The sequence below is a fragment of the Mycobacterium sp. PS03-16 genome (assembly GCF_004570325.1).
Classification (GTDB): domain Bacteria; phylum Actinomycetota; class Actinomycetes; order Mycobacteriales; family Mycobacteriaceae; genus Mycobacterium.
On record NZ_SPQO01000003.1, the window covers coordinates 110,608 to 133,806 of the forward strand.

The following is a 23,199-nucleotide window of genomic DNA, read 5'->3' on the forward strand; positions in this document are numbered from 1 at the left end:
GAGGGACGAATGCCACTCTCCGATCATGAGCAGCGCATGCTCGATCAGATCGAGAGCGCGCTCTATGCCGAGGATCCCAAATTCGCGTCGAGTGTGCGCGGCGGGACCCTGCGCGCACCGTCGGCGCGGCGCCGATTGCAGGGCGCGGCCCTGTTCGTGGTCGGTCTGGCGATGTTGGTCTCCGGTGTCGCGTTCAAGGCCACCATGATCGGCAGCTTCCCGATTCTGTCGGTGATCGGTTTCATCGTGATGTTCGGCGGCGTGGTCTTCGCGATCACCGGCCCACGCGTGCCCGGCGGCCGCGACCGGTCGGCGCCGGAACCCGGTGCGGCGCGGTCGAAGAAATCCAAGGGCGGCGGTGGCTCCTTCACCAGCCGCATGGAGGACCGCTTCCGCCGCCGGTTCGACGAGTAGTCACCCGCAGCGACACGAGGGGCAGCCCACCCGGGCTGCCCCTTTTTTTGTCTCTGTGTGGGGTAGGCGCACGCATCCTTCCCCCACTGCGCCCCACCGGCGCTGTCACGCGACTGACCAGCGCGTTTGGCGTGGCAGTCCGGGCTGTGCGCGGGCCGAGGCGGCGTTTTGGGGCGACTTGACGCCGATCCGGGGGGCATCGGTGGGGTTCGGGAGCGGTTTGATGGCGCGAAGTGGGGGATTGTGGGGTAAAGTGGCGTGCAGCGGAGCAACCGGGGCTCCGAGTGGCAGGAGGTGGCCAGATGTTTCTGGGCACCTACACGCCGAAGCTCGACGACAAGGGGCGGCTCACACTGCCCGCCAAGTTCCGCGACGCGCTGGCAGGAGGGTTGATGGTCACCAAGAGTCAGGACCACAGCCTCGCCGTCTATCCGCGTGCGGAATTCGAGAAACTGGCCCGCCGGGCCTCGCAGGCGTCACGGAGCAATCCGGAAGCCCGTGCCTTCCTGCGCAACCTGGCGGCCGCCACCGACGAACAGCACCCCGACGCCCAGGGTCGGATCACGCTGTCGGCCGACCACCGCCGCTACGCCGGTCTGTCCAAGGAATGCGTGGTGATCGGGTCGGTCGACTACCTCGAGATCTGGGACGCCGCGGCGTGGCAGGAGTACCAGCAGGCCCACGAAGAGAACTTCTCCGCGGCGACTGATGAAACTCTGCGCGACATCATCTAGACCCGCCCATGCAGCGTGGCCTCTGTCCGAACCGGCCCTGGCGTACTTCCCCGACGCCAGGTCCGCGACCTCGGACAGGGACCTCGCTGCAGGGGCATACATCGGGGGAGTGGCGATGGAGCACATTCCGGTTCTGCTGGACCGCTGCGTCGAACTGCTCACCCCGGCGCTGACCCGCAGGCATTCCGACGGCCGCGGCGCCGTCCTGGTCGATGCCACCCTGGGCGCCGGGGGGCACGCCCACCGGTTCCTGCAGGATCTGCCCGGGCTGCGCCTCATCGGCGTCGACCGTGACCAGGACGCGCTGGGCATCGCCAGTGACCGGCTCGCCCCGTTCGCCGACCGCGTGTCGCTGGTGCACAGCCGCTACGACGGCATCGCCGAGGCGCTGCGCCACACCGACTGGGCGGACGACGTCTGCGGCTTCCTGTTCGACCTCGGGGTGTCCTCGATGCAGCTCGACCGCATCGAGCGTGGCTTCTCCTACAGCGCCGACGCGCCGCTGGACATGCGGATGGACCAGAGCGCCTCGCTGACCGCGGCCGAGGTGGTCAACACCTTCGGCGAGAAGGAGCTCACCCGCATCCTGCGCGAGTACGGCGAGGAGCGCTTCGCCGCGCGCATCGCCAGGCAGATCGTCCGCCGCCGGCCGCTGACCACCACCGGTGAACTCGTCGAACTGCTCTACGACGCCATTCCGGCACCGGCCCGCCGCACCGGCGGGCACCCGGGCAAGCGGACCTTCCAGGCTCTGCGCATCGCGGTCAACGCCGAACTGGACGCGCTGCGCGCCGCGGTGCCCGACGCTCTGGGCGCCCTCGACGCCGGGGGCCGCATCGTCGTGATGGCCTACCAGTCACTCGAGGACCGCATCGTCAAGACCGAGTTCGCCGCGGCCACCGCATCCCGCACGCCGCCCGGCCTGCCGGTCGAACTGCCCGGGCACGGACCGGAATTCGTCGCTCTGACCCGCGGTGCGGAGCGGGCCACCCCGGAGGAGATCGAACGCAATCCGCGAAGCGCGCCGGTCCGCCTGCGCGCACTGGAGAAGGTTGCCGGCAGGCAGGACACGGCCAGGAGGGACGCGCCATGAAGCCCAAGCGATCTGCACCGGTGCGCGGTGAGGAACGGCGCCGCAAGACCCGGCAACCGGTCCGCGCCGCGGGGCGCCGGGGGGTCGAGGCGGCGCCGCGGCGCGGTCGTCCGACCCGCGACGGGCGGTCGGCCCCGCAGACCAGCCCGATCCCGCGGCCCAAGGAGCTGCCGGCGCGGCCCAAGAACGCCAGCCAGGCCAAGGCCCGCGCCAAGGCGCGGAAGGCCAAGGCGCCGAAGGTGGTCCGGCCGCCGCTACGGGAACGCCTGCTGGCGCGGCTGGCCTCGGTCGAGCTCAACCCGCGCGCGCTGCTCACCCGCGTTCCGTTCGTCGTGCTCGTCATCGGCTCGCTCGGCCTCGGGCTGGGCATCACGCTGTGGCTGTCCACCGGTGCCGCGCAGCGGTCCTACCAACTCGGTGCGGCCCGCGAGACCAACGAGGCACTGCTGCAACAGAAGGAAGCCCTCGAGCGTGACGTCCTCGAGGCGCAGGCGGCCCCCGCGCTGGCCGAGGCGGCGCGTCAACTCGGCATGATCCCGTCGCGCGACACGGCCCGCCTGGTGCAGGACCCCGCGGGCAACTGGGTCGTTGTCGGCACCCCCAAACCGGCCGAAGGTGTGCCCCCGCCGCCGCTGAACACCCCGCTGCCCGAGGAGACTCCGGCACCGCGCCCGGCCGCCGCGCCCCGGGTCGTCGATCCCCGTGAGGTGCCGGTACGGGTCAGCCCCCATGCCCCCGCCGGTGGTGCGCTGCCGGGCGCCCCGATTGGTCCGGTCCCGCACCTGGCCCCGGGTGATCAACCGCCCGCGCCGGGACCGGTGCCGATGGCGGCGCCCGCCGCACCCGTGCCCGGCCCGGTGGCCGCACCGCTTCCTGCGCCGGCACCCGCGCCGGCACCGGTCGGAGTCCCCGAACAGTTCACGCCGGTCGCCGGGGCGCCCGCATGAGCCGGCGCGAGCCGCGCGGGGCAGCGAAACGCACCCGCGGTTCGAAGGTCCCGGCCCAGGGCCGCCCCGCCAAGGCCCGCCGGGTCCGTAAGGCCGCCACGGGCGAGAGTTTCTCGCGGACTTCGTCATTCGTGTTCCGCCACCGCGCGGGCAACGCCGTGATGGCGCTGCTGCTGGTGGTGGCGGGCGCGCAGCTGTTCACGCTGCAGGTGCCGCGGGCCGAGGGGCTGCGGGCCGAGGCCGCCGGTCAGCTCAAGGTCACCGACGTCCAGCAGGCGGTGCGCGGCAGCATCGTCGACCGCAACGCCGACAAGCTCGCCTTCACCATCGAGGCGCGGGCCCTGACGTTCCAGCCGGTCCGGGTGCGCCAGCAGCTGGAGGAGGCGCGTGCGAAGTCCGACGAGGCGCCCGAACCCAAGCGCAGGCTGGCCGAGATCGCCGACGCGGTGGCCGCCCGGCTGAACAACAAGCCCGACGCGAAAACCGTGCTGCGCAAATTGAACAGCAACGAGACGTTCGTCTACCTGGCCCGCGCCGTCGACCCGAGCATCTCCGACGCGATCACCTCCGAGTTTCCCGAGGTGGGTTCCGAACGTCAGGACATCCGCCAGTACCCCGGCGGATCGCTGGCCGCCAACGTGATCGGCGGCATCGACTGGGACGGCCACGGCCTGCTCGGGCTCGAGGACTCCCTCGACGCGGTGCTGGCCGGCACCGACGGTTCGGTCACCTACGACCGCGGGTCCGACGGTGTGGTGATCCCCGGCAGCTACCGCAACCGCCACGACGCCGTCGACGGTTCGACCGTGCAGCTGACCATCGACGACGACATCCAGTTCTACGTCCAGCAGCAGGTGCAGCTGGCCAAGGACGCCTCCGGTGCCAAGAACGTCTCCGCCGTCGTCCTGGACGCCAAAACCGCCGAGGTGCTGGCGATGTCGAACGACAACACCTTCGACCCCAGCCAGGACATCGGGCGTCAGGAGCACCGCCAGATGGGCAACCTCGCGGTCTCCTCACCGTTCGAACCGGGCTCGGTCAACAAGATCGTCACCGCCGCCGCGGCCATCGAATACGGGCTCACCAACCCCGAAGAGGTGCTGCAGGTCCCGGGCTCGATCAACATGGGCGGCGTCACGGTCGGCGATGCGTGGGAACACGGCACCATGCCGTACACCACCACCGGCGTGTTCGGGAAGTCGTCGAACGTCGGGACCCTGATGCTCGCGCAGCGGGTCGGCGAGAAGCGTTTCGCGGAGATGCTGCGCAAATTCGGCCTCGGACAGCGCACCAACGTCGGCCTGCCCGGTGAGAGCGAGGGCCTGGTCCCGCCGATCGACCAGTGGTCGGGCAGCTCGTTCGCCAATCTGCCGATCGGACAGGGTCTTTCGATGACCCTGCTGCAGATGGCCGGGATGTACCAGGCGATGGCCAACGACGGGGTGCGCATCCCGCCGCGCATCCTCAAGGCCACCATCGCCCCCGACGGCACGCGCACCGAGGAGGAGCAACCCGAGGGGGTGCGCGTGGTGTCCCCGCAGACCGCGCGCACCGTACGCGACATGTTCCGCGCGGTGGTGCAGCGCGACCCGATGGGCGAACAGCAGGGCACCGGACCCGCCGCCGCCGTCGAGGGCTACCAGATCGCCGGGAAGACCGGTACCGCCCAGCAGATCAATCCCGCCTGCGGGTGCTACTTCAGCGACGTCTACTGGATCACGTTCGCCGGGATGGCCACCGTCGACGACCCGCGCTACGTGATCGGGATCATGATGGACGCCCCGCACCGTGCCGCCGACGGATCGCCCGGATCGTCGGCCGCGCCGCTGTTCCACAACATCGCGTCGTGGCTGCTGCAGCGCGAGAACGTGCCGCTGTCGCGCGATCCCGGCCGCCCGCTCACCCTGCAGGCGACCTGACCGCCGACCGCGGTCGGTCGCACAGGGACCGGCAGCGGATCGGTACTGTGTCATGGCCATGAAGCTGCGCCCCAGCCATCCCGCCGGGCACGTGCTCGGAGCGCTCGCCGAGCAGGTGCGGGCCGTCCCCGTTCCCGGAACACACCGGCCCGACGTCCGGGTCACCGGTGTCACCCTGCGCGGTCAGGACGCGCTGCCCGGTGACCTGTTCGCCGCCCTTGCGGGCGCGTCGGCGCACGGCGCCCGGTTCGCCGGTCAGGCCGTTGCGGCCGGCGCCGTCGCGGTCCTCACCGACACCGCGGGCGCGGCGCTGCTGGATCAAGGTGTGGGCGTACCCGTGCTGATCCACCCCGACCCCCGCGCCATCCTCGGCGAGCTGGCCGCCACCGTGTACGGCCACCCGTCACAGCATCTGCGCGTCGTCGGGGTCACCGGCACCTCCGGCAAGACCACCACGACCTACCTGGTCGAGGCGGGGCTGCGGGCGGCCGGCCGGGTGGCCGGGCTGATCGGCACCGTCGGCATCCGCATCGACGGCCGCGACCAGCCCAGCGCGCTGACCACCCCCGAGGCGCCCGACCTGCAGGCGCTGCTGGCGGTGATGGTCGAGCAGGGCGTCGACACCGTGGTGATGGAGGTGTCCAGCCATGCGCTGACCCTGGGCCGCGTGGACGGAGTGGCCTTCGCCGCGGGCGGTTTCACCAACCTCTCGCGCGACCACCTCGACTTCCACCCGACCATGGCCGATTACTTCGAGGCCAAGGCGCGGCTGTTCGACCCGCAGTCACCCGCGCACGGCGCAGTGTCGGTGGTGTGTGTAGACGACGAGGCGGGTCGCGCGATGGCCGCCCGGGCGCACCGGCCCGTGACGGTCAGCGCCACCGGGCGCCCGGCGGACTGGCAGGCCGAGGACATCCGCACGGTCGAGGCCGGCGTCCAGGAGTTCACCGCGGTGGACCCGGCCGGCGTGCACCACGGCCTGCGGATCGGGCTGCCCGGTCGCTACAACATCGCCAACTGTCTGCTGGCGGCCGCCTTGCTCGACGCCGTCGACGTCTCGCCCGAACAGGCCGCGCCGGGGTTGCGCACCGCCACGGTGCCCGGCCGGCTCGAAGCGGTGGACCGAGGCCAGGACTTCCTGGCGCTGGTGGACTACGCCCACAAACCCGGTGCCCTGCAGGCGGTTTTGGAGACGCTGCGGGCGCAGGCCTCCGGCGGGCGCATCGCCGTGGTGTTCGGCGCGGGCGGCAACCGCGATGCGGGGAAGCGGGAACCGATGGGCCGGGTGGCCGCCGAACTGGCCGACCTGGTGGTGGTCACCGACGACAATCCGCGCGACGAGGACCCCGCGGCGATCCGGGCGGCGGTGCTGGCCGGCGCCCGCGCGGCCGGTGGCGGCGCCGAGATCGTCGACATCGGCGACCGGCGCGAGGCCATCGCCCACGCGGTCGGCTGGGCGCGCCCCGGCGACGTCGTGCTCGTCGCCGGCAAAGGCCATGAGACCGGCCAGACCGCCGGCGTGCAGACCCGGCCGTTCGACGACCGCGTCGAACTGGCCGACGCGCTGGAGAAGCGCCGATGATCGAACTGAGCCTGGCCCGCATCGCCGAGATCGTCGGCGGCACGCTGGCCGACATCTCCGCCGAGCAGGCCGCCGCGACGCGCGTCACCGGCACCGTCGAATTCGACTCGCGCGCCGTCACCACGGGCGGGCTCTTCCTCGCGCTGCCCGGCGCCCGCAGCGACGGTCACGACTTCGCGGCCGCCGCCGTCGCCGCGGGTGCGGTCGCGGTGCTGGCCGCCCGGCCGGTCGGCGTCCCCGCCGTCATCGCCCCGCCGGCCACCGGCGCCGACGCCGGGGCCGGTGTCCTCGAACACGACACCGACGGTGCGGGCGCGGCGGTGCTGGCCGCGCTGGCCCGGTTGGCCGCCGCGGTCGCCGCCGAGCTGGCCGAGGGCGGCCTGCGGATCGTCGGGATCACCGGCTCGTCGGGCAAGACCTCGACCAAGGATCTGGTCGCCGCGGTGCTCGCCCCGCTCGGTGAGGTGGTGGCCCCGCCCGGGTCGTTCAACAACGAACTCGGCCACCCCTGGACGGTGCTGCGCGCCGACCGCGGCACGAACTTCCTGGTACTCGAGATGTCGGCGCGCCATCCCGGCAACATCGCCGCGCTGGCCGAGATCGCCCGGCCGTCGGTGGCGGTGGTCCTCAACGTGGGCACCGCGCACCTGGGCGAGTTCGGGTCGCGCGAAGCCATCGCGGCCACGAAATCCGAACTCCCGCAGGCCGTTCCGTCCTCGGGTGTGGTGATTCTCAACGCCGACGACCCGGCCGTCGCCGCGATGGCCGACGTCACCGCCGCCCGGGTGGTGCGGGTGTCGCGGTCACCGGGTGCGGACCTGTGGGCCGATGGCGTCAGCCTCGACGAGCTGGCCCGGCCGCGGTTCACCCTGCACGCCGGCGACGATGCGGCCGAGATCGCGCTCGCCGTGCACGGCGACCACCAGGTCTCCAACGCGCTGTGCGCGGCGGCCGTCGCGCTGGAGTGCGGCGCCACCCTCGAGCAGGTCGCCACCGCTCTGGCCGGCGCCGGACCGGTGTCGCGACACCGCATGCAGGTCTCGACGCGGCCCGACGGCGTCACCGTGGTCAACGACGCCTACAACGCCAACCCGGACTCGATGCGGGCCGGGCTCAAGGCGCTGGCCTGGATGGCACGGTCCGGCGACTCGCCGCGCCGCAGCTGGGCGGTGCTGGGGGAGATGGCCGAGCTCGGGGAGGACTCGATATCCGAGCACGACCACATCGGCCGGCTGGCCGTGCGCTTAGATGTGACTCGACTGGTCGTCGTCGGAACCGGGAGGTCAGCGAGCGCGATGCATCACGGTGCCGTCATGGAGGGATCCTGGGGGTCGGAGTCCACCCAGGTCGCCGACGCCGACGCCGCGCTGGCCCTGTTGCGCGCCGAGCTCGCGCCCGGTGACGTGGTCCTGGTCAAGGCCTCGAACTCGGCCGGCCTCGGCCCGCTGGCCGACGCGCTGGTGACGCCGGATCCCACGGACCGGACCAGTACCCGATGAGGCAGATCCTCATCGCCGTCGGCATCGCGCTGGCGGTGTCGATCCTGTTGACGCCGGTGCTGATCCGGCTGTTCACCCGCCAGGGTTTCGGCCACGAGATCCGCGAGGACGGGCCGCCGAGCCACCACAAGAAGCGCGGCACGCCCTCGATGGGCGGCGTGGCGATCCTGGCCGGTATCTGGGCGAGCTATCTGGGCACCCATCTGGTCGGCGTCGCGCTGGGCGGGGAGGGGCCGTCGGCGTCGGGTCTGCTGGTGCTCGGCCTGGCCACCGCGCTGGGTGTGGTCGGCTTCCTCGACGACCTGATCAAGATCCGGCGGGCCCGCAACCTCGGCCTGAACAAGACGGCCAAGACGGTCGGCATCCTGGTCGCCGCGCTGCTGTTCGGAGTGCTCGCACTGCAGTTCCGCAACGCCGACGGCCTCACGCCCGGCAGCGCCGAGCTGTCCTACGTCCGCGAGATCGCCACGGTCACGCTGGCGCCCGCGATCTTCGTGCTATTCTGCGTCGTCATCGTCAGCGCCTGGTCGAATGCGGTGAACTTCACCGACGGGCTCGACGGCCTGGCGGCCGGCGCAATGGCGATGGTGTGCGCGGCCTACGTGCTGATCACGTTCTGGCAGTACCGCAACGCCTGCGCCACGAGCCCCGGACTGGGTTGCTACAACGTGCGCGATCCACTGGACCTGGCGCTGGTCGCCGCGGCCGCCGCCGGCGCCTGCATCGGCTTCCTCTGGTGGAACGCCGCCCCGGCCAAGATCTTCATGGGCGACACCGGATCCCTGGCGCTGGGCGGCATCATCGCCGGACTATCGGTGACCAGCCGCACCGAGATCCTCGCGGTCGTGCTGGGTGCGCTGTTCGTCGCCGAGGTCACCTCGGTCGTGGTGCAGATCCTGGCGTTCCGCACCACCGGCCGCCGGGTGTTCCGGATGGCGCCGTTCCACCACCACTTCGAGCTGGTCGGCTGGGCCGAGACCACGGTGATCATCCGGTTCTGGCTGCTGACCGCGATCGCGTGCGGATTGGGTGTGGCGCTGTTCTACAGCGAGTGGCTCACCGCCGTCGGAGCCTGACGTGACCCGCCCCGCGATCGGGCCCCTGACCCCCGGCGCCCGTGTGCTGATCACCGGCGCGGGCCTGACCGGGCGTTCGGTCAGCGCCGCGCTGGAACCCACCGGGGTGCGGCTGACCATCTGCGACGACGACCCGCTGGCGCTGCAGCGGCTGGTGACGCCGGCGAAGGTGGTGACCACCGCCGAGGCCGTGGCCGGCATCGGCGACTACGCGCTGGTGGTCACCAGCCCCGGCTTCGCGCCGACGGCGCCGGTGCTGGCCGCGGCCGCCGCCGCGGGAGTGCCCGTGTGGGGTGACGTCGAACTGGCCTGGCGCGCCGACCGCGCGGGCTGGTTCGGGCCGCCGAAACGCTGGCTGGTGGTGACCGGGACCAACGGCAAGACCACGACGACGTCGATGCTGCACGCGATGCTGGTCGCGGCGGGGCGGCGTGCGGTGCTGTGCGGCAACATCGGCAACCCGGTGCTCGACATGCTCGCCGAACCCGCCGAGGTCCTGGCCGTCGAGCTGTCCAGTTTCCAGCTGCACTGGGCGCCGTCGCTGCGTCCCGATGCGGGTGTGGTGCTCAACGTCGCCGAGGACCACCTGGACTGGCACGGATCGATGGCGGCCTATGCCGCGGACAAGTCCCGGGTGCTCGACGGCCGGGTGGCCGTCGTCGGCCTCGACGATCCGGTGGCCGCGGGCCTGCTCGACGGCGCCGCGGCACCGGTGCGCACGGGGTTCCGTCTGGGCCCGCCGGGTGCCGGAGAGCTCGGCGTACGCGACGGGATGCTCGTCGACAACGCGTTCGCCGCCGACCTGGCGCTGGTGGCCGCCGCCGACATCCCGGTCGCCGGACCGGTGGGGGTGCTCGATGCGCTGGGGGCGGCGGCCCTGGCCCGCGCGGTCGACGTGCCCGCCGAGGCGGTGGCGTCGGCGCTGAGGTCGTTCCAGGTGGGCCGGCACCGCGCGGAGGTGGTCGCGGTCGCCGACGGTGTCACCTGGGTCGATGACTCGAAGGCCACCAACCCGCACGCCGCACGGGCGTCGATCGCGGCCTATCCGCGGGTGGTGTGGATCGCCGGGGGCCTGCTCAAGGGTGCGTCGGTCGACGACCTGGTCGCCGCGGTCGCCGACCGGCTGGCCGGGGTGGTGCTGATCGGCCGGGACCGCGAGGTGGTTGCCAACGCGTTATCGCGACACGCGCCGGATGTCCCCGTCGTCGAGTGTGTGACGGGGGAGGATTCTGGGGTGCGTGGGACAAGTGGGTCAGCTGTTAATCGTGTGACTCGTGTGATTGAAGCGGCGGGTCGTCCGCTGCCCGAGGCGGTGATGAGCACGGTGGTCGACGCCGCCCGCGGGCTGGCCCGGCCGGGCGACGCCGTGCTGCTGGCTCCCGCCGGGGCGTCATTCGACCAATTCAGCGGCTACGGCGAGCGTGGCAGCGCGTTCGCCGCCGCGGTGCGCGCCGGCACCCGGTAAGCGGCCGTGGCGACGATCCTGGCCCGGTGGCGCGGCAGGGCCGGCCGCACCGAGAGCACCGACACCGAACCGTCCGAGACTTCCGAGGCTTCCGAGCCGTTGGCCGTCGTACCGGCGAGCAGCGCACCGCCGCCGAAGACCGGCGTGCTCGCGCGCACCCGCATCAGCGCCTGGCTCGGCCGGCCGATGACGTCGTTCCACCTGATCATCGCCGTCACCGCCCTGCTGATCCTGCTCGGTCTGACGATGGTGCTGTCCGCGTCCGGCGTGTACTCCTACGACTCCGACGGCTCCCCGTGGTCGGTGTTCGGCAGACAGGTGCTGTGGACGGCGATCGGGCTGGTCGCCTTCTACATCGGCCTGCGGGTCCCGGTGAAGACGATGCGCCGCCTCGCCTTCCCCGGGTTCGCGCTGACGATCGTGCTGCTGATCCTGGTGCTGATCCCGGGGATCGGCAAGGTGGCCAACGGTTCGCGCGGCTGGTTCGTGTTCGGGGGCTTCTCCATGCAGCCCTCCGAACTGGCCAAGATCGCCTTCGCGATCTGGGGTGCGCACCTGCTGGCGGCCCGCCGCCTGGAACGTGCGTCGTTGCGGGAGATGCTGGTCCCGCTCGTGCCCGCCGCGGTCATCGCGCTCGCCCTGATCGTCGCGCAGCCCGACCTGGGGCAGACCGTGTCGCTCGGCATCATCCTGCTGGCGCTGCTGTGGTACGCCGGCCTGCCGCTGCGGGTGTTCCTGTCATCGCTGTTCACCGTGGTGGTGGCGGCCGCCGTGCTGGCCATGGCCGAGGGTTACCGCTCGGCGCGGGTCCAGTCCTGGCTCGACCCGGCCGCCGACGCCCAGGGCGCCGGGTACCAGGCCCGGCAGGCGCGGTTCGCGCTCGCCAACGGCGGCGTGTTCGGCGACGGGCTGGGCCAGGGCACGGCCAAGTGGAACTACCTGCCCAACGCGCACAACGACTTCATCTTCGCGATCATCGGGGAGGAACTCGGCTTCGTCGGCGCCGCCGGGCTGCTGGGGCTGTTCGGGTTGTTCGCCTACACCGGGATGCGTATCGCCCGCCGCTCGGCCGACCCGTTCCTGCGGCTGCTCACCGCCACCGCCACCACCTGGGTGCTCAGCCAGGTGTTCATCAACGTCGGCTATGTCGTCGGCCTGCTGCCGGTGACCGGTCTGCAGCTGCCGCTGATCTCCGCCGGCGGCACCTCGACGGCGACCACGCTGCTGATGCTGGGGATCATCACCAACGCGGCGCGGCACGAACCGGAGGCGGTGGCCGCCCTGCGGGCCGGCCGCGACGACCGGTTCAACCGGCTGCTGCGGCTGCCGCTGCCCGAGCCCTACGTGCCGACCCGCCTGGAAGCGGTGCGCGACCGGCTGCGGTCGCGGCCGGGGCGGGGCCCGGCCAAAGTGGCCCGCCCGGCGCCGCGGCAGCGTGGCGGCGAACGCGGCGCCGACCGGCGCCGCCAACCCCCGGCGGCTGATCGTCGGGTGCGGGCCGCAAGGCATCATGGGAGCGGTCAGCGATCCGCTGCGAACCGCGCCGGTCAGCGCCAGCAGGGCCGGCGCGCTCGCCCCATGGAAGGTCAACGTCACGGGTGAACGGCACCATCTCGGTTCTTCTCGCCGGCGGCGGCACCGCCGGACACATCGAACCGGCGATGGCGGTGGCCGACGCGTTACGCGCGCTCGACCCCGGGGCGCGGATCACCGCGCTGGGCACCGCGCGCGGTCTGGAGACCCGGCTGGTCCCCGAACGCGGGTACGACCTGGAGCTCATCACCCCGGTGCCGCTGCCGCGCAAACCGTCGGGTGACCTGCTGCGCCTGCCGATGCGGGTGCGCCGCGCGGTCCGCCAGACCCGCACCGTCCTCGATTCGGTGGCCGCCGACGTCGTCATCGGCTTCGGCGGCTATGTGGCCCTGCCCGCGTATCTGGCCGCCCGCCGCAACCGTGTGCCGATCGTCGTGCACGAGGCCAATGCCAGCGCCGGCTTGGCCAACAAGGTCGGCGCCCGGTTCGCGCGCCGGGTGCTCGCCGCGGTCGACGATCCCGGTCTGGGCGCTGTCGAGGTGGTCGGCACCCCGGTGCGTTCGAGCATCACCGGGCTCGATCGGGCGGCGTTGCGTGCCGAGGCGCGGGCCCACTTCGGCTTCGCGGACGACGCGCGGGTGCTGCTGGTGTTCGGCGGTTCGCAGGGCGCCCGCTCACTCAACGTGGCGGTGTCCGGGGCGGCCGCCGCGCTCGCCGACGCCGGGATCTCGGTCCTGCACGCGCACGGCGCGAAGAACACCCTCGAGCTGCCCGCGGCGGTCCCCGGCGCCGCCCCCTACGTCGCGGTGCCCTACCTGAGCCGGATGGATCTGGCGTACGCCGCGGCGGACCTGGCGATCTGCCGCTCGGGGGCGATGACCGTCGCCGAGGTGACCGCGGTCGGGCTGCCGGCGGTCTACGTGCCACTGCCGATCGGCAACGGCGAACAGCGGCTCAACGCGCTGCCGGTGGTGCGGGCGGGCGGCGGCCTGCTGGTCTCCGACGCCGACCTGTCCCCGGCGTTCGTCGCGGACACGCTGGTGCCGCTGCTCACCGACACCGGCCGGCTGCAGACCATGACCGCCGCGGCGGCGCTGTCCGGGCACCGGGACGCCGCGACCCGAGTCGCGCAGGTCGCGCTGGACATCGCCCGCGCGCAAGGGGCGACGCGGTGACCACCGCACCGCTGCCCGAGCAGCTGCGCCGGGTCCACATGGTGGGTATCGGGGGAGCCGGCATGTCCGGGATCGCCCGCATCCTGCTCGACCGCGGCGGGCAGGTGTCGGGGTCGGACGCCAAGGAGTCGCGCGCGGTGGTCGCGCTGCGCGCCCGCGGCGCGGTCATCCGTATCGGGCACGACGAGTCGGCGCTGGACCTGCTGCCGGGCGGACCGACCGCGGTGGTCACCACGCACGCGGCGATTCCCAAGACCAACCCGGAGCTGGTGGCGGCGCGCCGGCGGGGCATCCCGGTCCTGCTGCGCCCGGTGGTGCTGGCCGAACTGATGGTCGGTGACACCACGCTGATGGTCACCGGGACGGCCGGGAAGACCACGACCACCTCGATGCTCATCGTGGCGCTGCAGCACTGCGGATTCGACCCGTCCTTCGCGGTCGGCGGCGACCTCGGTGCCGCCGGCACCAACGCGCACCACGGCAGCGGCCCGTATTTCGTCGCCGAGGCCGACGAGAGCGACGGATCGCTGGTCCAGTACCGCCCGGACATCGCGGTGGTCACCAACATCGAGGCGGACCATCTCGACTTCTTCGGCACCGAGCAGGCCTACATCGACGTGTTCGACGCGTTCATGGAGCGGCTGCGGCCCGGCGGCTCGGCGGTGGTGTGTGTCGACGATCCGGGCGCCGCGGCGTTCGCCGAACGCACCGCCGCGCTGGGCATCAGGGTGCTGCGCTACGGCAGCGACCCCCATGCGGACCTCGCGGCGACCCTGCTGGAGTGGGAGCAGCGGGGCACCAGTGCGGTGGCCACGGTGCACCTGGCGGGGGAGCCCAATCCGCGGACGATGCGGCTGTCGGTGCCCGGGCGGCACATGGCGCTCAACGCGCTGGGCGCGCTGCTGGCCGCGACCGCCGCAGGCGCCGATGTCGAGACCGTGCTCGACGGCCTGGCCGGGTTCGAAGGCGTGCGCCGCCGGTTCGAACTGATCGGGACCGCCGCCGAGGTCCGCGTGTTCGACGACTACGCCCACCACCCGACGAAGGTGTCGGCGGCGCTGACGACGGTTCACGCGCTGGCCAGGGAATCGAACGGCCGCGCCATCGTGGTGTTCCAGCCCCATCTGTATTCGCGCACCCAGACGTTCGCCCGCGAGTTCGGCGCGGCGCTCAGCGCCGCCGACGTGGTGTTCGTGCTCGACGTCTACGGCGCGCGTGAGCAGCCGATCGCCGGGGTCAGCGGCGCGAGCATCGCCGAGCACGTCACTGTGCCGGTGACCTATGTCCCGGACTTCTCCGCGGTCGCCGGGCGGGTGGCCGAGGTCGCCGCACCCGGCGACGTCGTGGTGACGATGGGCGCCGGCGACGTCACCATGCTGGGCCCGGAGATCCTGTCGGCGATGCACGACCGGGCCAACCGCGGCAACGCGGGAGCCGGATCCCGATGACGTCGCCGCCCGCCGGCCCCTCCCCGGAGGGCCCCGAGGCGGCGGCCGAACCGGCCGCCGGGGCCCCGGACGGGCCGGAGACCGCCGCCCCGGCACCGGAGGCCGACGCGGAGGAGGACTTCGAGGGCCCGCGCCGGCGCGCGCGCCGGGAGCGCGAACAGCGGCGGGCGGTCCGGGATCGCGCGATGGCGCTCGAGCACGCCCGCCGGGAAGCCAAGCGCCGGGCGATCGCCGCCCCCGTCGACACCCCGAAGGCGCCGGCGCGCGCCGTGGTTCGCGGGCTCAAGGTACTGGTGTGGTCGGCGGTCATCGCGGTGCTCGCCGTCGGGCTCGGCCTGCTGCTCTATTTCACACCGATCATGTCGGCGCGTGACGTCGTGGTGACCGGGCTGGCCGCGATCCCACGCGAGGAGGTGCTCGCCGCGGCCGCCGTGGTGCCTGGCACACCGCTGCTGCAGATCGACACCGATACCGTCGCCGAGCGGGTGGCGAGCATCCGGCGGGTGGCCAGCGCCCGGGTGCAGCGCGAGTATCCGTCATCGCTGCGCATCACGGTGGAGGAACGAATCCCGGTGGTGGTCAAGGACTATCCGGATGGTCCCCACCTGTTCGACCGGGACGGCGTCGACTTCGCGACCGCGCCGCCGCCGCCGAACCTGCCGTACCTGGAGGCCGCGACGCCGGGGCCGAACGATCCGGCGACCAAGGCCGCGCTGCAGGTGATGCTGGCGCTGCCGCCGGAGGTGGCCGGACAGGTGGGCCGCATCGCCGCCCCGTCGGTCGCGTCGATCACGCTGACGCTGCTCGACGGGCGCACGGTCGTGTGGGGGACCACCGACCGCACCGATGAGAAGGCGATGAAGCTCGCGGCCCTGCTGACCCAGCCGGGGCGCGTCTACGACGTGTCGAGCCCCGACCTGCCCACCGTCAAATAGCGCGCACCCTCGCAGAAAAAGGCCGGCGCGTCGGCGCGCCTGCGGGGTTCGTCGGCGTGGTCGCCCTACCGTTCTGGTTGCGCGGAACTACTTGACATAACTCTAAGCCTATGGTTGAGGTTGAGGGTTAGCGGGAAGGATTCGCGTCAGGACAGGCAACCAGGGAGGAAGACGAGACGATGACCCCCCCGCATAACTACCTCGCTGTGATCAAGGTGGTCGGCATCGGCGGTGGCGGCGTCAACGCCGTCAACCGGATGATCGAACAGGGCCTCAAGGGCGTCGAGTTCATCGCGATCAACACCGACGCCCAGGCGCTGTTGATGAGCGATGCCGACGTCAAGCTCGACGTCGGCCGGGACTCCACGCGCGGCCTCGGCGCCGGCGCGGACCCCGAGGTCGGCCGCAAGGCCGCCGAGGACGCCAAGGACGACATCGAGGAGCTGCTGCGCGGCGCCGACATGGTGTTCGTCACCGCCGGTGAGGGTGGCGGCACCGGCACCGGCGGCGCGCCGGTGGTGGCGTCGATCGCCCGCAAACTCGGGGCGCTGACCGTCGGCGTGGTGACCCGCCCGTTCTCCTTCGAGGGCAAGCGGCGGTCGAACCAGGCCGAGGCCGGCATCCAGGCGCTGCGCGAGAGTTGCGACACGCTGATCGTGATCCCCAACGACCGCCTGCTGCAGATGGGCGACGCCGCGGTCTCACTGATGGACGCGTTCCGCAGCGCCGACGAGGTGCTGCTCAACGGTGTCCAGGGCATCACCGACCTGATCACCACTCCCGGTCTGATCAACGTCGACTTCGCCGACGTCAAGGGCGTGATGAGCGGCGCCGGCACCGCGCTGATGGGCATCGGCTCGGCGCGCGGGGACGGCCGGGCGCTCAAGGCGGCCGAGATCGCGATCAACTCGCCGCTGCTCGAGGCGTCGATGGAGGGCGCCCAGGGCGTGCTGCTGTCGGTCGCCGGTGGCAGCGACCTGGGGCTGTTCGAGATCAACGAGGCCGCATCGCTGGTCCAGGACTCCGCCCATCCGGAGGCCAACATCATCTTCGGCACCGTCATCGACGACTCGCTCGGTGACGAGGTGCGGGTGACGGTCATCGCCGCGGGCTTCGACTCGGCCGGGCCGAGCCGCAAGCCCGTGGTCGGGCAGGCCGCGCCCAGTGCCGCCCCGACCCAGCCGATCGCGCCGGCCCGCGCGGGCAAGGTGTCGTCGTCGCTGTTCGAGCCGCACGATCCGGCCAGCGTGCCGCTGCACACCAACGGTGCGACGGTCAGCATCGGCGGCGACGACGGGGGCATCTCCGACGACGACGTCGACGTGCCGCCGTTCATGCGGCACTGACCCGTTCCGACCTTCCGACCGTGAGCGTGCGGATCCGGCGCGTGACCACCACGCGCTCCGGTGGCGTCTCGGCGCCGCCCTACGACACCTTCAACCTCGGCGACCACGTCGGCGACGACCCGGCCGCGGTGGCCGCCAACCGCAGGCGCCTCGCCGAGAAGACGGGCCTCGGGGACGGCCTGGTGTGGATGCAGCAGGTGCACAGCGACCGGGTGGTTCGCGTCTCGGGCCCCGGCGACAGCCCCGTGCCCGACGCCGACGGTCTGGTGACCACCACGCGGCGGCTCGGCCTGGCCGTGGTGACCGCCGACTGCGTCCCCGTCCTGCTGGCCGACGCCCGGGCCGGGGTCATCGGCGCCGTGCACGCCGGGCGGGTCGGTGCCGCCAACGGGGTGGTGGTGCGTGCGGTCGAGGCGATGCGCGAGGCCGGCGCGCGACCCGAGGACATCTCCGTGCTGCTCGGTCCCGCGGTCAGTGGCCGCAACTACGAGGTGCCCGAGGCGATGGCCGCCGAGGTCGAGGCCGCGCTGCCGGGCAGTCGCACGACCACGGCCCGCGGCACCGCCGGGCTCGACCTGAGGGCCGGTATCGCCCGCCAGCTCACCGGGCTGGGGATCACCGCCGTCGACATCGACCCGCGCTGCACGGTCGACGACCGGACCCTGTTCAGCCACCGCCGCGGCGCCCCGACGGGCCGCCTGGCGTCGCTGATCTGGATGGAGTGAGCCGGCCGATGAACAGCGTGGCCCCGAACCGGGATGCCGAGCTGGCCGACGCGCTGGCCGCCGTGCGGGCGCGGCTGACGGCGGCGGCCGAGGCGGCCGGGCGCGACCCGGGGGAGATCGCGCTGCTGCCGGTGACCAAGTTCTTCCCGGCCTCCGATGTGGTGATCCTGCACGGCCTGGGCTGCCGCGACTTCGGCGAGTCGCGCGAGCAGGAGGCGTCGCGCAAGGCGGGCGACGTCGCCGCCGCACTGCCCGGGCACCCCGTGCGCTGGCACATGGTCGGGCGGATCCAGCGCAACAAGGCCAGGGCGATCGCCCGGTGGGCGCACGTCGCGCATTCGGTGGACAGCGCCAAGCTCGTCACCGCGCTCGACCGGGCGGCCACCGAGGCGCTCACCGACGGGGTGCGGACCGCGCCGCTGCAGGTCTACCTGCAGCTCAGCCTCGACGGCGACGTCTCGCGGGGCGGCGTGGACATCGGCAGCCCCGACCTGGTCGACGAGTTGTGCGCGGCCGCCGACGCCGCCGCGGGCCTGGACTTCGTCGGGTTCATGGCGATCCCTCCGCTGGGCGCCGATCCCGACGAGGCCTTCGCGCGGTTGCGTGCCGAACGCGACCGGGTCCAGCCGAACCATCCGCAGCGGCTCGGGTTGTCGGCCGGAATGTCGGGCGACCTCGAAGCGGCGGTGAAACATGGCTCGACATGTGTGCGTGTCGGCACCGCCGTTATGGGTTCGCGTCCTTTACAGTCGCCTGAGTAGTCACTCCAGTCACAATCATCACAGACACCACAGCTTTCAGGGTCTTTCAGAAGGGTCGCGCGATGAGCACATTGCACAAGGTCAAGGCCTACTTCGGTATGGCGCCCATGGATGACTACGAGGACGAGTACTACGACGACGAGGACCGCGGCCCCGCCCGCGGTTACGCGCGCCGGACTCGCGACGACCACTTCGAGGAGGACGGATACCTCGACCGCGGCGGTCGCGGCTACGACGACCGCGTGCCGCCGCGTGAGTACGACGAACCGCCGATCTACCGCGGCGGCTACGACGAGCCGCGCTTCGAGCCGCGCATGCGCGGCCCGCGCGAGTTCGACCGCGCCACCCCGCCGCCCCGGCTGGGCGCGCTGCGCGGTTCCACCCGAGGTGCCCTGGCGATGGACCCGCGCCGGATGGCCATGCTGTTCGAGGAGGGCAGTCCGCTGTCGAAGATCACCACCCTGCGCCCGAAGGACTACAGCGAGGCGCGCACCATCGGCGAGCGCTTCCGCGACGGCACCCCGGTGATCATGGACCTGGTGTCGATGGACAATGCCGATGCCAAGCGGCTCGTCGATTTCGCCGCCGGCCTGGCCTTCGCCCTGCGCGGTTCGTTCGACAAGGTGGCCACCAAGGTGTTCCTGCTGTCGCCGGCGGATGTCGACGTCACGGCCGAGGAGCGCCGGCGGATCGCGGAGGCGGGCTTCTACGCCTATCAGTGACCCCGGCTGCACGCCGCGCCGACAGGTAGGCTGACGCTGTCGCCGGCGCAGGTGGTTTGACCGGCAGGCGACAGGTGTCTTCCCTCCTGTATCGAATGTCACACTTCTGCCTGTAGTGAGGTCGAGCTTCCGTTGGCCCTGTTCTTCGAGATCCTTGGTTTTGCGCTGTTCGTGTTCTGGCTGCTGCTCATCGCCCGAGTGGTCGTCGAATTCATCCGCTCGTTCAGCCGGGACTGGCGGCCGCGTGGCTTCACGGTCGTGATCCTCGAGGTGATCATGACGGTCACCGACCCTCCGGTGAAGCTGTTGCGCCGCATCATTCCCCAGCTCACGATAGGTGCGGTCCGATTCGACCTGTCGATCATGGTGCTGCTGCTGGTGGCGTTCATCGGGATGCAGCTCGCCTTCGGCGCCGCGGCCTGATCCGCCGCGTGCCGGGGGGCGCGCCCGGCCCTGCGGGGCTTCGCCCACCGGACCGGCGTGACCTCGCAAGATTGAAAATGAGTCTTAAAATTCGCCCTCTTCTGCAACCGCCGGGTCTGGTGTGACAGGATGGACGCCAGTTGCGTTCCAATCAGGCTTTACACTTTGAGATCGGTTGACGGTCCAGACTCCAAGGGGGCAGACAATGCCGCTCACGCCCGCCGACGTCCACAACGTCGCGTTCAGCAAGCCACCCATTGGCAAGCGGGGTTACAACGAGGATGAAGTCGACGCCTTCCTCGATCTGGTTGAGAACGAGCTGAGCCGGCTCATCGAGGAGAACGCCGACCTGCGTCAGCGGGTCGCGGAGCTGGACCAGGAGCTGGCCGGCGCCCGCTCCGGCGGTGGCGCGGCGCAGTCCACGCAGGCCATCCCGATGTACGAGCCGGAGCCCGAGCCGACGCCGCCCCCTGCGCCGCAGCCGGTGTACGAGGCGCCGCAGGCGCAGCCCGCTCCGCAGAGCGACGACTCCGCGATGCGTGCGGCCAAGGTGCTCAGCCTGGCCCAGGAGACCGCCGACCGCCTGACCGGTACCGCGAAGGCCGAATCGGACAAGCTGCTCGCCGACGCCCGCGCGCAGGCTGACGCGATGGTCAGCGAGGCCCGCAAGACGGCCGAGACCACCGTCACCGAAGCGCGCCAGCGCGCCGACGCCATGCTCGCCGACGCCCAGACGCGGTCCGAGACCCAGCTGCGGCAGGCGCAGGAGAAGGCCGACGCGCTGCAGGCCGACGCCGAGCGCAAGCACTCCGAGATCATGGGCACCATCAACCAGCAGCGCACCGTGCTGGAGGGTCGCCTCGAGCAGCTGCGCACCTTCGAGCGCGAATACCGGACCCGCCTCAAGACCTACCTGGAATCCCAGCTCGAAGAGCTCGGCCAGCGCGGGTCCGCCGCACCGGTCGATTCCAGCGCCAACAACGACGGCGGCGGCTTCAATCAGTTCAACCGGGGAAACAACTGATCAGGCTGCGCTGATCGATGCTGATCATCGCGCTCGTCCTGGCCGGCATCGGGCTGGCTGCGCTGGTGACCGCCGTGGTCACCAGCAACGAGCTGATCGCCTGGGTCTGTATCGCGGCCAGCGTGCTGGGCGTCATCCTGTTGATCGTCGACGCGGTCCGCGAACGATCCCGGTCGGGCACCGATGAGCCGGCCACCGAATCCCAGCAGCCGCTCGCGGCCGAGGAGTTCGACGCGGACTACCCGGAGGAGTCGGCCGACGCCGACCTCGACGCCGACACCAGCGCGGTGCCGTTCGACGAACGTCACGAGGACCGTGTCGCCGACGAGGAGCGTGTCGCCGACGAGGACCGTGTCGCCGACGAGGAACGCCACACCCCGCGTTAACGCGTCGGCGTCGCCAGCAGGTCGCGCACCTCGTCGTCACTGACCTGGTGGAAGTCGGCGAACACCTGCCCGACTGCCTCGAACCGCGGCGGCATGGTCGCGCACACCACCGCGTCGGCCTCCTCGGCCAGCGTCCGGCACGCCGACTGCGGGCCGACCGGCACCGCCACCACCACCCGCGCCGGCGCCAACTCCCGCACCGCCCGCACCGCCACCAGCATGCTGGCCCCGGTCGCGATGCCGTCGTCGGTCAGCACCACCGTGGCCCCGGTGACCGGCAGCGCGGAACGCCCTCGACGGTAGGCGGTTTCGCGCCGCGTCAACTCGACCGTCTCCCGGTCCACGACCTGCTTCAGGTCGTCCTCGCTGATCTTCAGGTTCGCCACCAGCCGGTCGTTGACCACGACGGCGCCGCCGGATGCGATCGCCCCCATCGCCAGCTCCGGCCACTGCGGCACCCCGAGTTTGCGGACCAGGAAGACATCGAGTGGCGCCCGCAGGGCATGGGCGACCTCCCAGCCGACGGGCACCCCGCCGCGGGCCAACCCGAGCACGACGACGTCGGCGCGGTCGCGGTAGTCCGTCAGCTCACCGGCCAGCACCTGACCGGCTTCGCGCCGATCGCGGAAGGTGCGGGGCCGCCGGGTGATCATCACTGGCCGTCCAGCGGTGAGACCGCGGTGGTCTTGTCGATGTGGATGATTGCGTCGTACTGCTGCGCGGCCCGGGCGTGGAAGTAGTGGCTGCGCCGTTCGGTGTCGGGCAGGTAGATCACGCCGATCGCCCGGGTGAGCCGCTCTGCGGTGAACACCTCGGCCACAACGGGTTCGGAGTGCGTGCGCACGAAGAACTCCGTGCCGCAGTCGTGCAGCAGCGCCTCGACGCTGCCGGACAGCCCGGGGCGCACCGTCTTGCGGTGCGCCGCACCGCCCCATGTGCCGGCCGCGGTGACGGTGCCGGAGAACGTGCTGAACCCGATCAGCACGCACTCGTCCGGATGGGTCTGGCGGACCAGCTGTCCCAGGGTCAGCTGACCGTCGTCGGACATCTCGGTGGCGCGGGCGTCGCCGACGTGAGAGTTGTGCGCCCACACCACGATCCGGGCGCGGTGGGTGCTCTCGTGCCGGTCGAGGTGGGCGGCCAGCGCATCGAGGGTCTGGGCCATGTGCCGGTCCCGCAGGTTCCACGTGTCGATCCGGCCGCCGAACATCGCGCGGTAGTACTGCTCGGCGTTGCGCACCGTCTGGGCGTTCTGCTCGGCGTAGAACGCCTCGTCCTGTTCGACGTCGCCGCCGGGACTGTCGGAGATCCAGCGGCGCTGCATGTCGAGCAACTGCTCGACGGCTTCTGTCTCGCAGTGATTTCCGGCGCCGAATGCGGCGGCCCGCCCGTAGGCGGCGTCGTCGCGGGCGTGGTCGAAGCAGCCGTACCGCACCCGGGCGCGCGCTGCCGCCTCGGCGTCGACCCGGTCGAGGTAGTCGATCACCTCCTGCATGGACCGGTGCAGGCTGTACAGATCGAGGCCGTAGAATCCGGCGGCACCGCCGAAGCCGCTGTCGGCGTTGTACTCTCGCAGCCACGCCACGAATTCGAGCACCTCGGTGTTGCGCCACATCCAGCCCGGGAAGCGCTGGAACCCGCGCAGCGCCTCCGCGGCGTCGCGATCGCTGCCGAACCCGCGCACGTAGCGGTTGACGCGGTAGGCGTCCGGCCAGTCGGCCTCGGCGGCCACTCCGCAGAATCCGCGCTCGGCGATGAGCCAGCGGGTGATCGCCGCCCGCGCGGCGTAGAACTCGGCGCTGCCGTGTGAGCTCTCGCCGAGCAACACGATGCGTGCGTCGCCGATCAGGTCGTCGAGGGCCGGCCACGGGGGCACCCCGCCGGGCGCGGGAACGGCCGCCCGGCGGACGGTGTCGACGTCACCGGTGGCGACCGCCGGTCCGTCGAACCGAGCGCACATGATGGTGGCGTACCCGTCGTGCCCGGATGCAA

Annotated in this window: 21 protein-coding genes and 1 pseudogene; 20 read left to right on the forward strand and 2 right to left on the reverse strand. The window is 72.1% G+C overall.

All coding sequences use genetic code 11. The features are described from left to right. Positions 1-9: 9 nt before the first annotated feature. From E4P42_RS03650 to E4P42_RS03745, 20 genes are all read left to right on the forward strand, one after another. The gene (locus tag E4P42_RS03650) at positions 10-414 is read left to right on the forward strand and encodes a DUF3040 domain-containing protein (protein ID WP_135123115.1); all 405 of its coding nucleotides are present in this window, start codon (positions 10-12) and stop codon (positions 412-414) included. Positions 415-716: 302 nt separating this feature from the next. Further along, complete coding sequence (gene mraZ / locus E4P42_RS03655; protein ID WP_135123117.1) at positions 717-1,148, forward strand: division/cell wall cluster transcriptional repressor MraZ; 432 nt, start codon at positions 717-719, stop codon at positions 1,146-1,148. A gap of 115 nt (positions 1,149-1,263) precedes the next feature. Further along, a complete protein-coding gene (rsmH, locus tag E4P42_RS03660) occupies positions 1,264-2,241 on the forward strand; it encodes a 16S rRNA (cytosine(1402)-N(4))-methyltransferase RsmH (protein ID WP_135123119.1) in 978 nt (325 codons plus the stop codon). Next, the gene (locus tag E4P42_RS03665) at positions 2,238-3,188 is read left to right on the forward strand and encodes a hypothetical protein (protein WP_135123121.1); all 951 of its coding nucleotides are present in this window, start codon (positions 2,238-2,240) and stop codon (positions 3,186-3,188) included. The genes rsmH and E4P42_RS03665 overlap by 4 nt, the downstream gene beginning before the upstream one ends. Beyond that, entirely contained in the window at positions 3,185-5,107 is a 1,923-nt protein-coding gene (locus E4P42_RS03670) for a penicillin-binding protein 2 (RefSeq protein ID WP_135123123.1), read from the forward strand. The genes E4P42_RS03665 and E4P42_RS03670 overlap by 4 nt, the downstream gene beginning before the upstream one ends. 58 nt (positions 5,108-5,165) lie before the next feature. Beyond that, positions 5,166-6,689, forward strand: a complete 1,524-nt coding sequence (locus tag E4P42_RS03675) for a UDP-N-acetylmuramoyl-L-alanyl-D-glutamate--2,6-diaminopimelate ligase (protein WP_209305685.1) — start codon at positions 5,166-5,168, stop codon at positions 6,687-6,689. Further along, complete coding sequence (gene murF / locus E4P42_RS03680) at positions 6,686-8,188, forward strand: UDP-N-acetylmuramoyl-tripeptide--D-alanyl-D-alanine ligase (RefSeq protein ID WP_135123127.1); 1,503 nt, start codon at positions 6,686-6,688, stop codon at positions 8,186-8,188. The genes E4P42_RS03675 and murF overlap by 4 nt, the downstream gene beginning before the upstream one ends. Beyond that, entirely contained in the window at positions 8,185-9,264 is a 1,080-nt protein-coding gene (gene mraY / locus E4P42_RS03685; protein ID WP_135123129.1) for a phospho-N-acetylmuramoyl-pentapeptide-transferase, read from the forward strand. Before murF ends, mraY begins: the two co-directional genes overlap by 4 nt. A 1-nt stretch (position 9,265) precedes the next feature. Continuing rightward, a complete protein-coding gene (murD, locus tag E4P42_RS03690) occupies positions 9,266-10,729 on the forward strand; it encodes a UDP-N-acetylmuramoyl-L-alanine--D-glutamate ligase (protein WP_135123132.1) in 1,464 nt (487 codons plus the stop codon). A 99-nt stretch (positions 10,730-10,828) separates the two neighbouring features. Further along, positions 10,829-12,331: a putative lipid II flippase FtsW gene (gene ftsW, locus E4P42_RS03695; protein ID WP_245233883.1), complete on the forward strand. Its 1,503-nt coding sequence runs from the start codon at positions 10,829-10,831 to the stop codon at positions 12,329-12,331. Beyond that, complete coding sequence (murG, locus tag E4P42_RS03700) at positions 12,328-13,437, forward strand: undecaprenyldiphospho-muramoylpentapeptide beta-N-acetylglucosaminyltransferase (RefSeq protein ID WP_135123135.1); 1,110 nt, start codon at positions 12,328-12,330, stop codon at positions 13,435-13,437. Before ftsW ends, murG begins: the two co-directional genes overlap by 4 nt. Continuing rightward, complete coding sequence (gene murC, locus E4P42_RS03705) at positions 13,434-14,885, forward strand: UDP-N-acetylmuramate--L-alanine ligase (protein WP_135123137.1); 1,452 nt, start codon at positions 13,434-13,436, stop codon at positions 14,883-14,885. Before murG ends, murC begins: the two co-directional genes overlap by 4 nt. Continuing rightward, complete coding sequence (locus E4P42_RS03710) at positions 14,882-15,820, forward strand: cell division protein FtsQ/DivIB (RefSeq protein WP_135123139.1); 939 nt, start codon at positions 14,882-14,884, stop codon at positions 15,818-15,820. Before murC ends, E4P42_RS03710 begins: the two co-directional genes overlap by 4 nt. Positions 15,821-15,999: 179 nt before the next feature. Continuing rightward, positions 16,000-17,166: a cell division protein FtsZ gene (ftsZ, locus tag E4P42_RS03715; RefSeq protein WP_135123141.1), complete on the forward strand. Its 1,167-nt coding sequence runs from the start codon at positions 16,000-16,002 to the stop codon at positions 17,164-17,166. A gap of 20 nt (positions 17,167-17,186) precedes the next feature. Further along, positions 17,187-17,891 carry a peptidoglycan editing factor PgeF gene (pgeF, locus tag E4P42_RS03720; RefSeq protein WP_135123143.1) on the forward strand — a complete coding sequence of 235 codons (705 nt, stop codon included), beginning with the start codon at positions 17,187-17,189 and terminating at the stop codon, positions 17,889-17,891. Positions 17,892-17,899: 8 nt separating this feature from the next. Next, the gene (locus tag E4P42_RS03725; protein WP_135123145.1) at positions 17,900-18,652 is read left to right on the forward strand and encodes a YggS family pyridoxal phosphate-dependent enzyme; all 753 of its coding nucleotides are present in this window, start codon (positions 17,900-17,902) and stop codon (positions 18,650-18,652) included. A gap of 62 nt (positions 18,653-18,714) precedes the next feature. After that, entirely contained in the window at positions 18,715-19,374 is a 660-nt protein-coding gene (locus E4P42_RS03730) for a cell division protein SepF (RefSeq protein ID WP_135123147.1), read from the forward strand. A 132-nt stretch (positions 19,375-19,506) separates the two neighbouring features. Next, entirely contained in the window at positions 19,507-19,797 is a 291-nt protein-coding gene (locus E4P42_RS03735) for a YggT family protein (protein ID WP_135123149.1), read from the forward strand. 205 nt (positions 19,798-20,002) lie between these two features. Continuing rightward, positions 20,003-20,821, forward strand: coding sequence for a DivIVA domain-containing protein (locus tag E4P42_RS03740; protein ID WP_135123151.1), 819 nt, complete (start codon positions 20,003-20,005; stop codon positions 20,819-20,821). Between the two features lie 17 nt (positions 20,822-20,838). Then, positions 20,839-21,207 carry a DUF308 domain-containing protein gene (locus E4P42_RS03745; RefSeq protein ID WP_245233871.1) on the forward strand — a complete coding sequence of 123 codons (369 nt, stop codon included), beginning with the start codon at positions 20,839-20,841 and terminating at the stop codon, positions 21,205-21,207. Here E4P42_RS03745 and E4P42_RS03750 read toward each other — a convergent pair. Further along, complete coding sequence (locus E4P42_RS03750) at positions 21,204-21,860, reverse strand: phosphoribosyltransferase (protein WP_135123437.1); 657 nt, start codon at positions 21,858-21,860, stop codon at positions 21,204-21,206. The two genes, E4P42_RS03745 and E4P42_RS03750, sit on opposite strands and share 4 nt — an antisense overlap. Continuing rightward, a pseudogene (locus E4P42_RS03755) lies at positions 21,860-23,146 on the reverse strand (erythromycin esterase family protein); the annotation flags it as partial. The pseudogene E4P42_RS03755 and the gene E4P42_RS03750, both read right to left, overlap by 1 nt. Positions 23,147-23,199 lie beyond the last annotated feature (53 nt).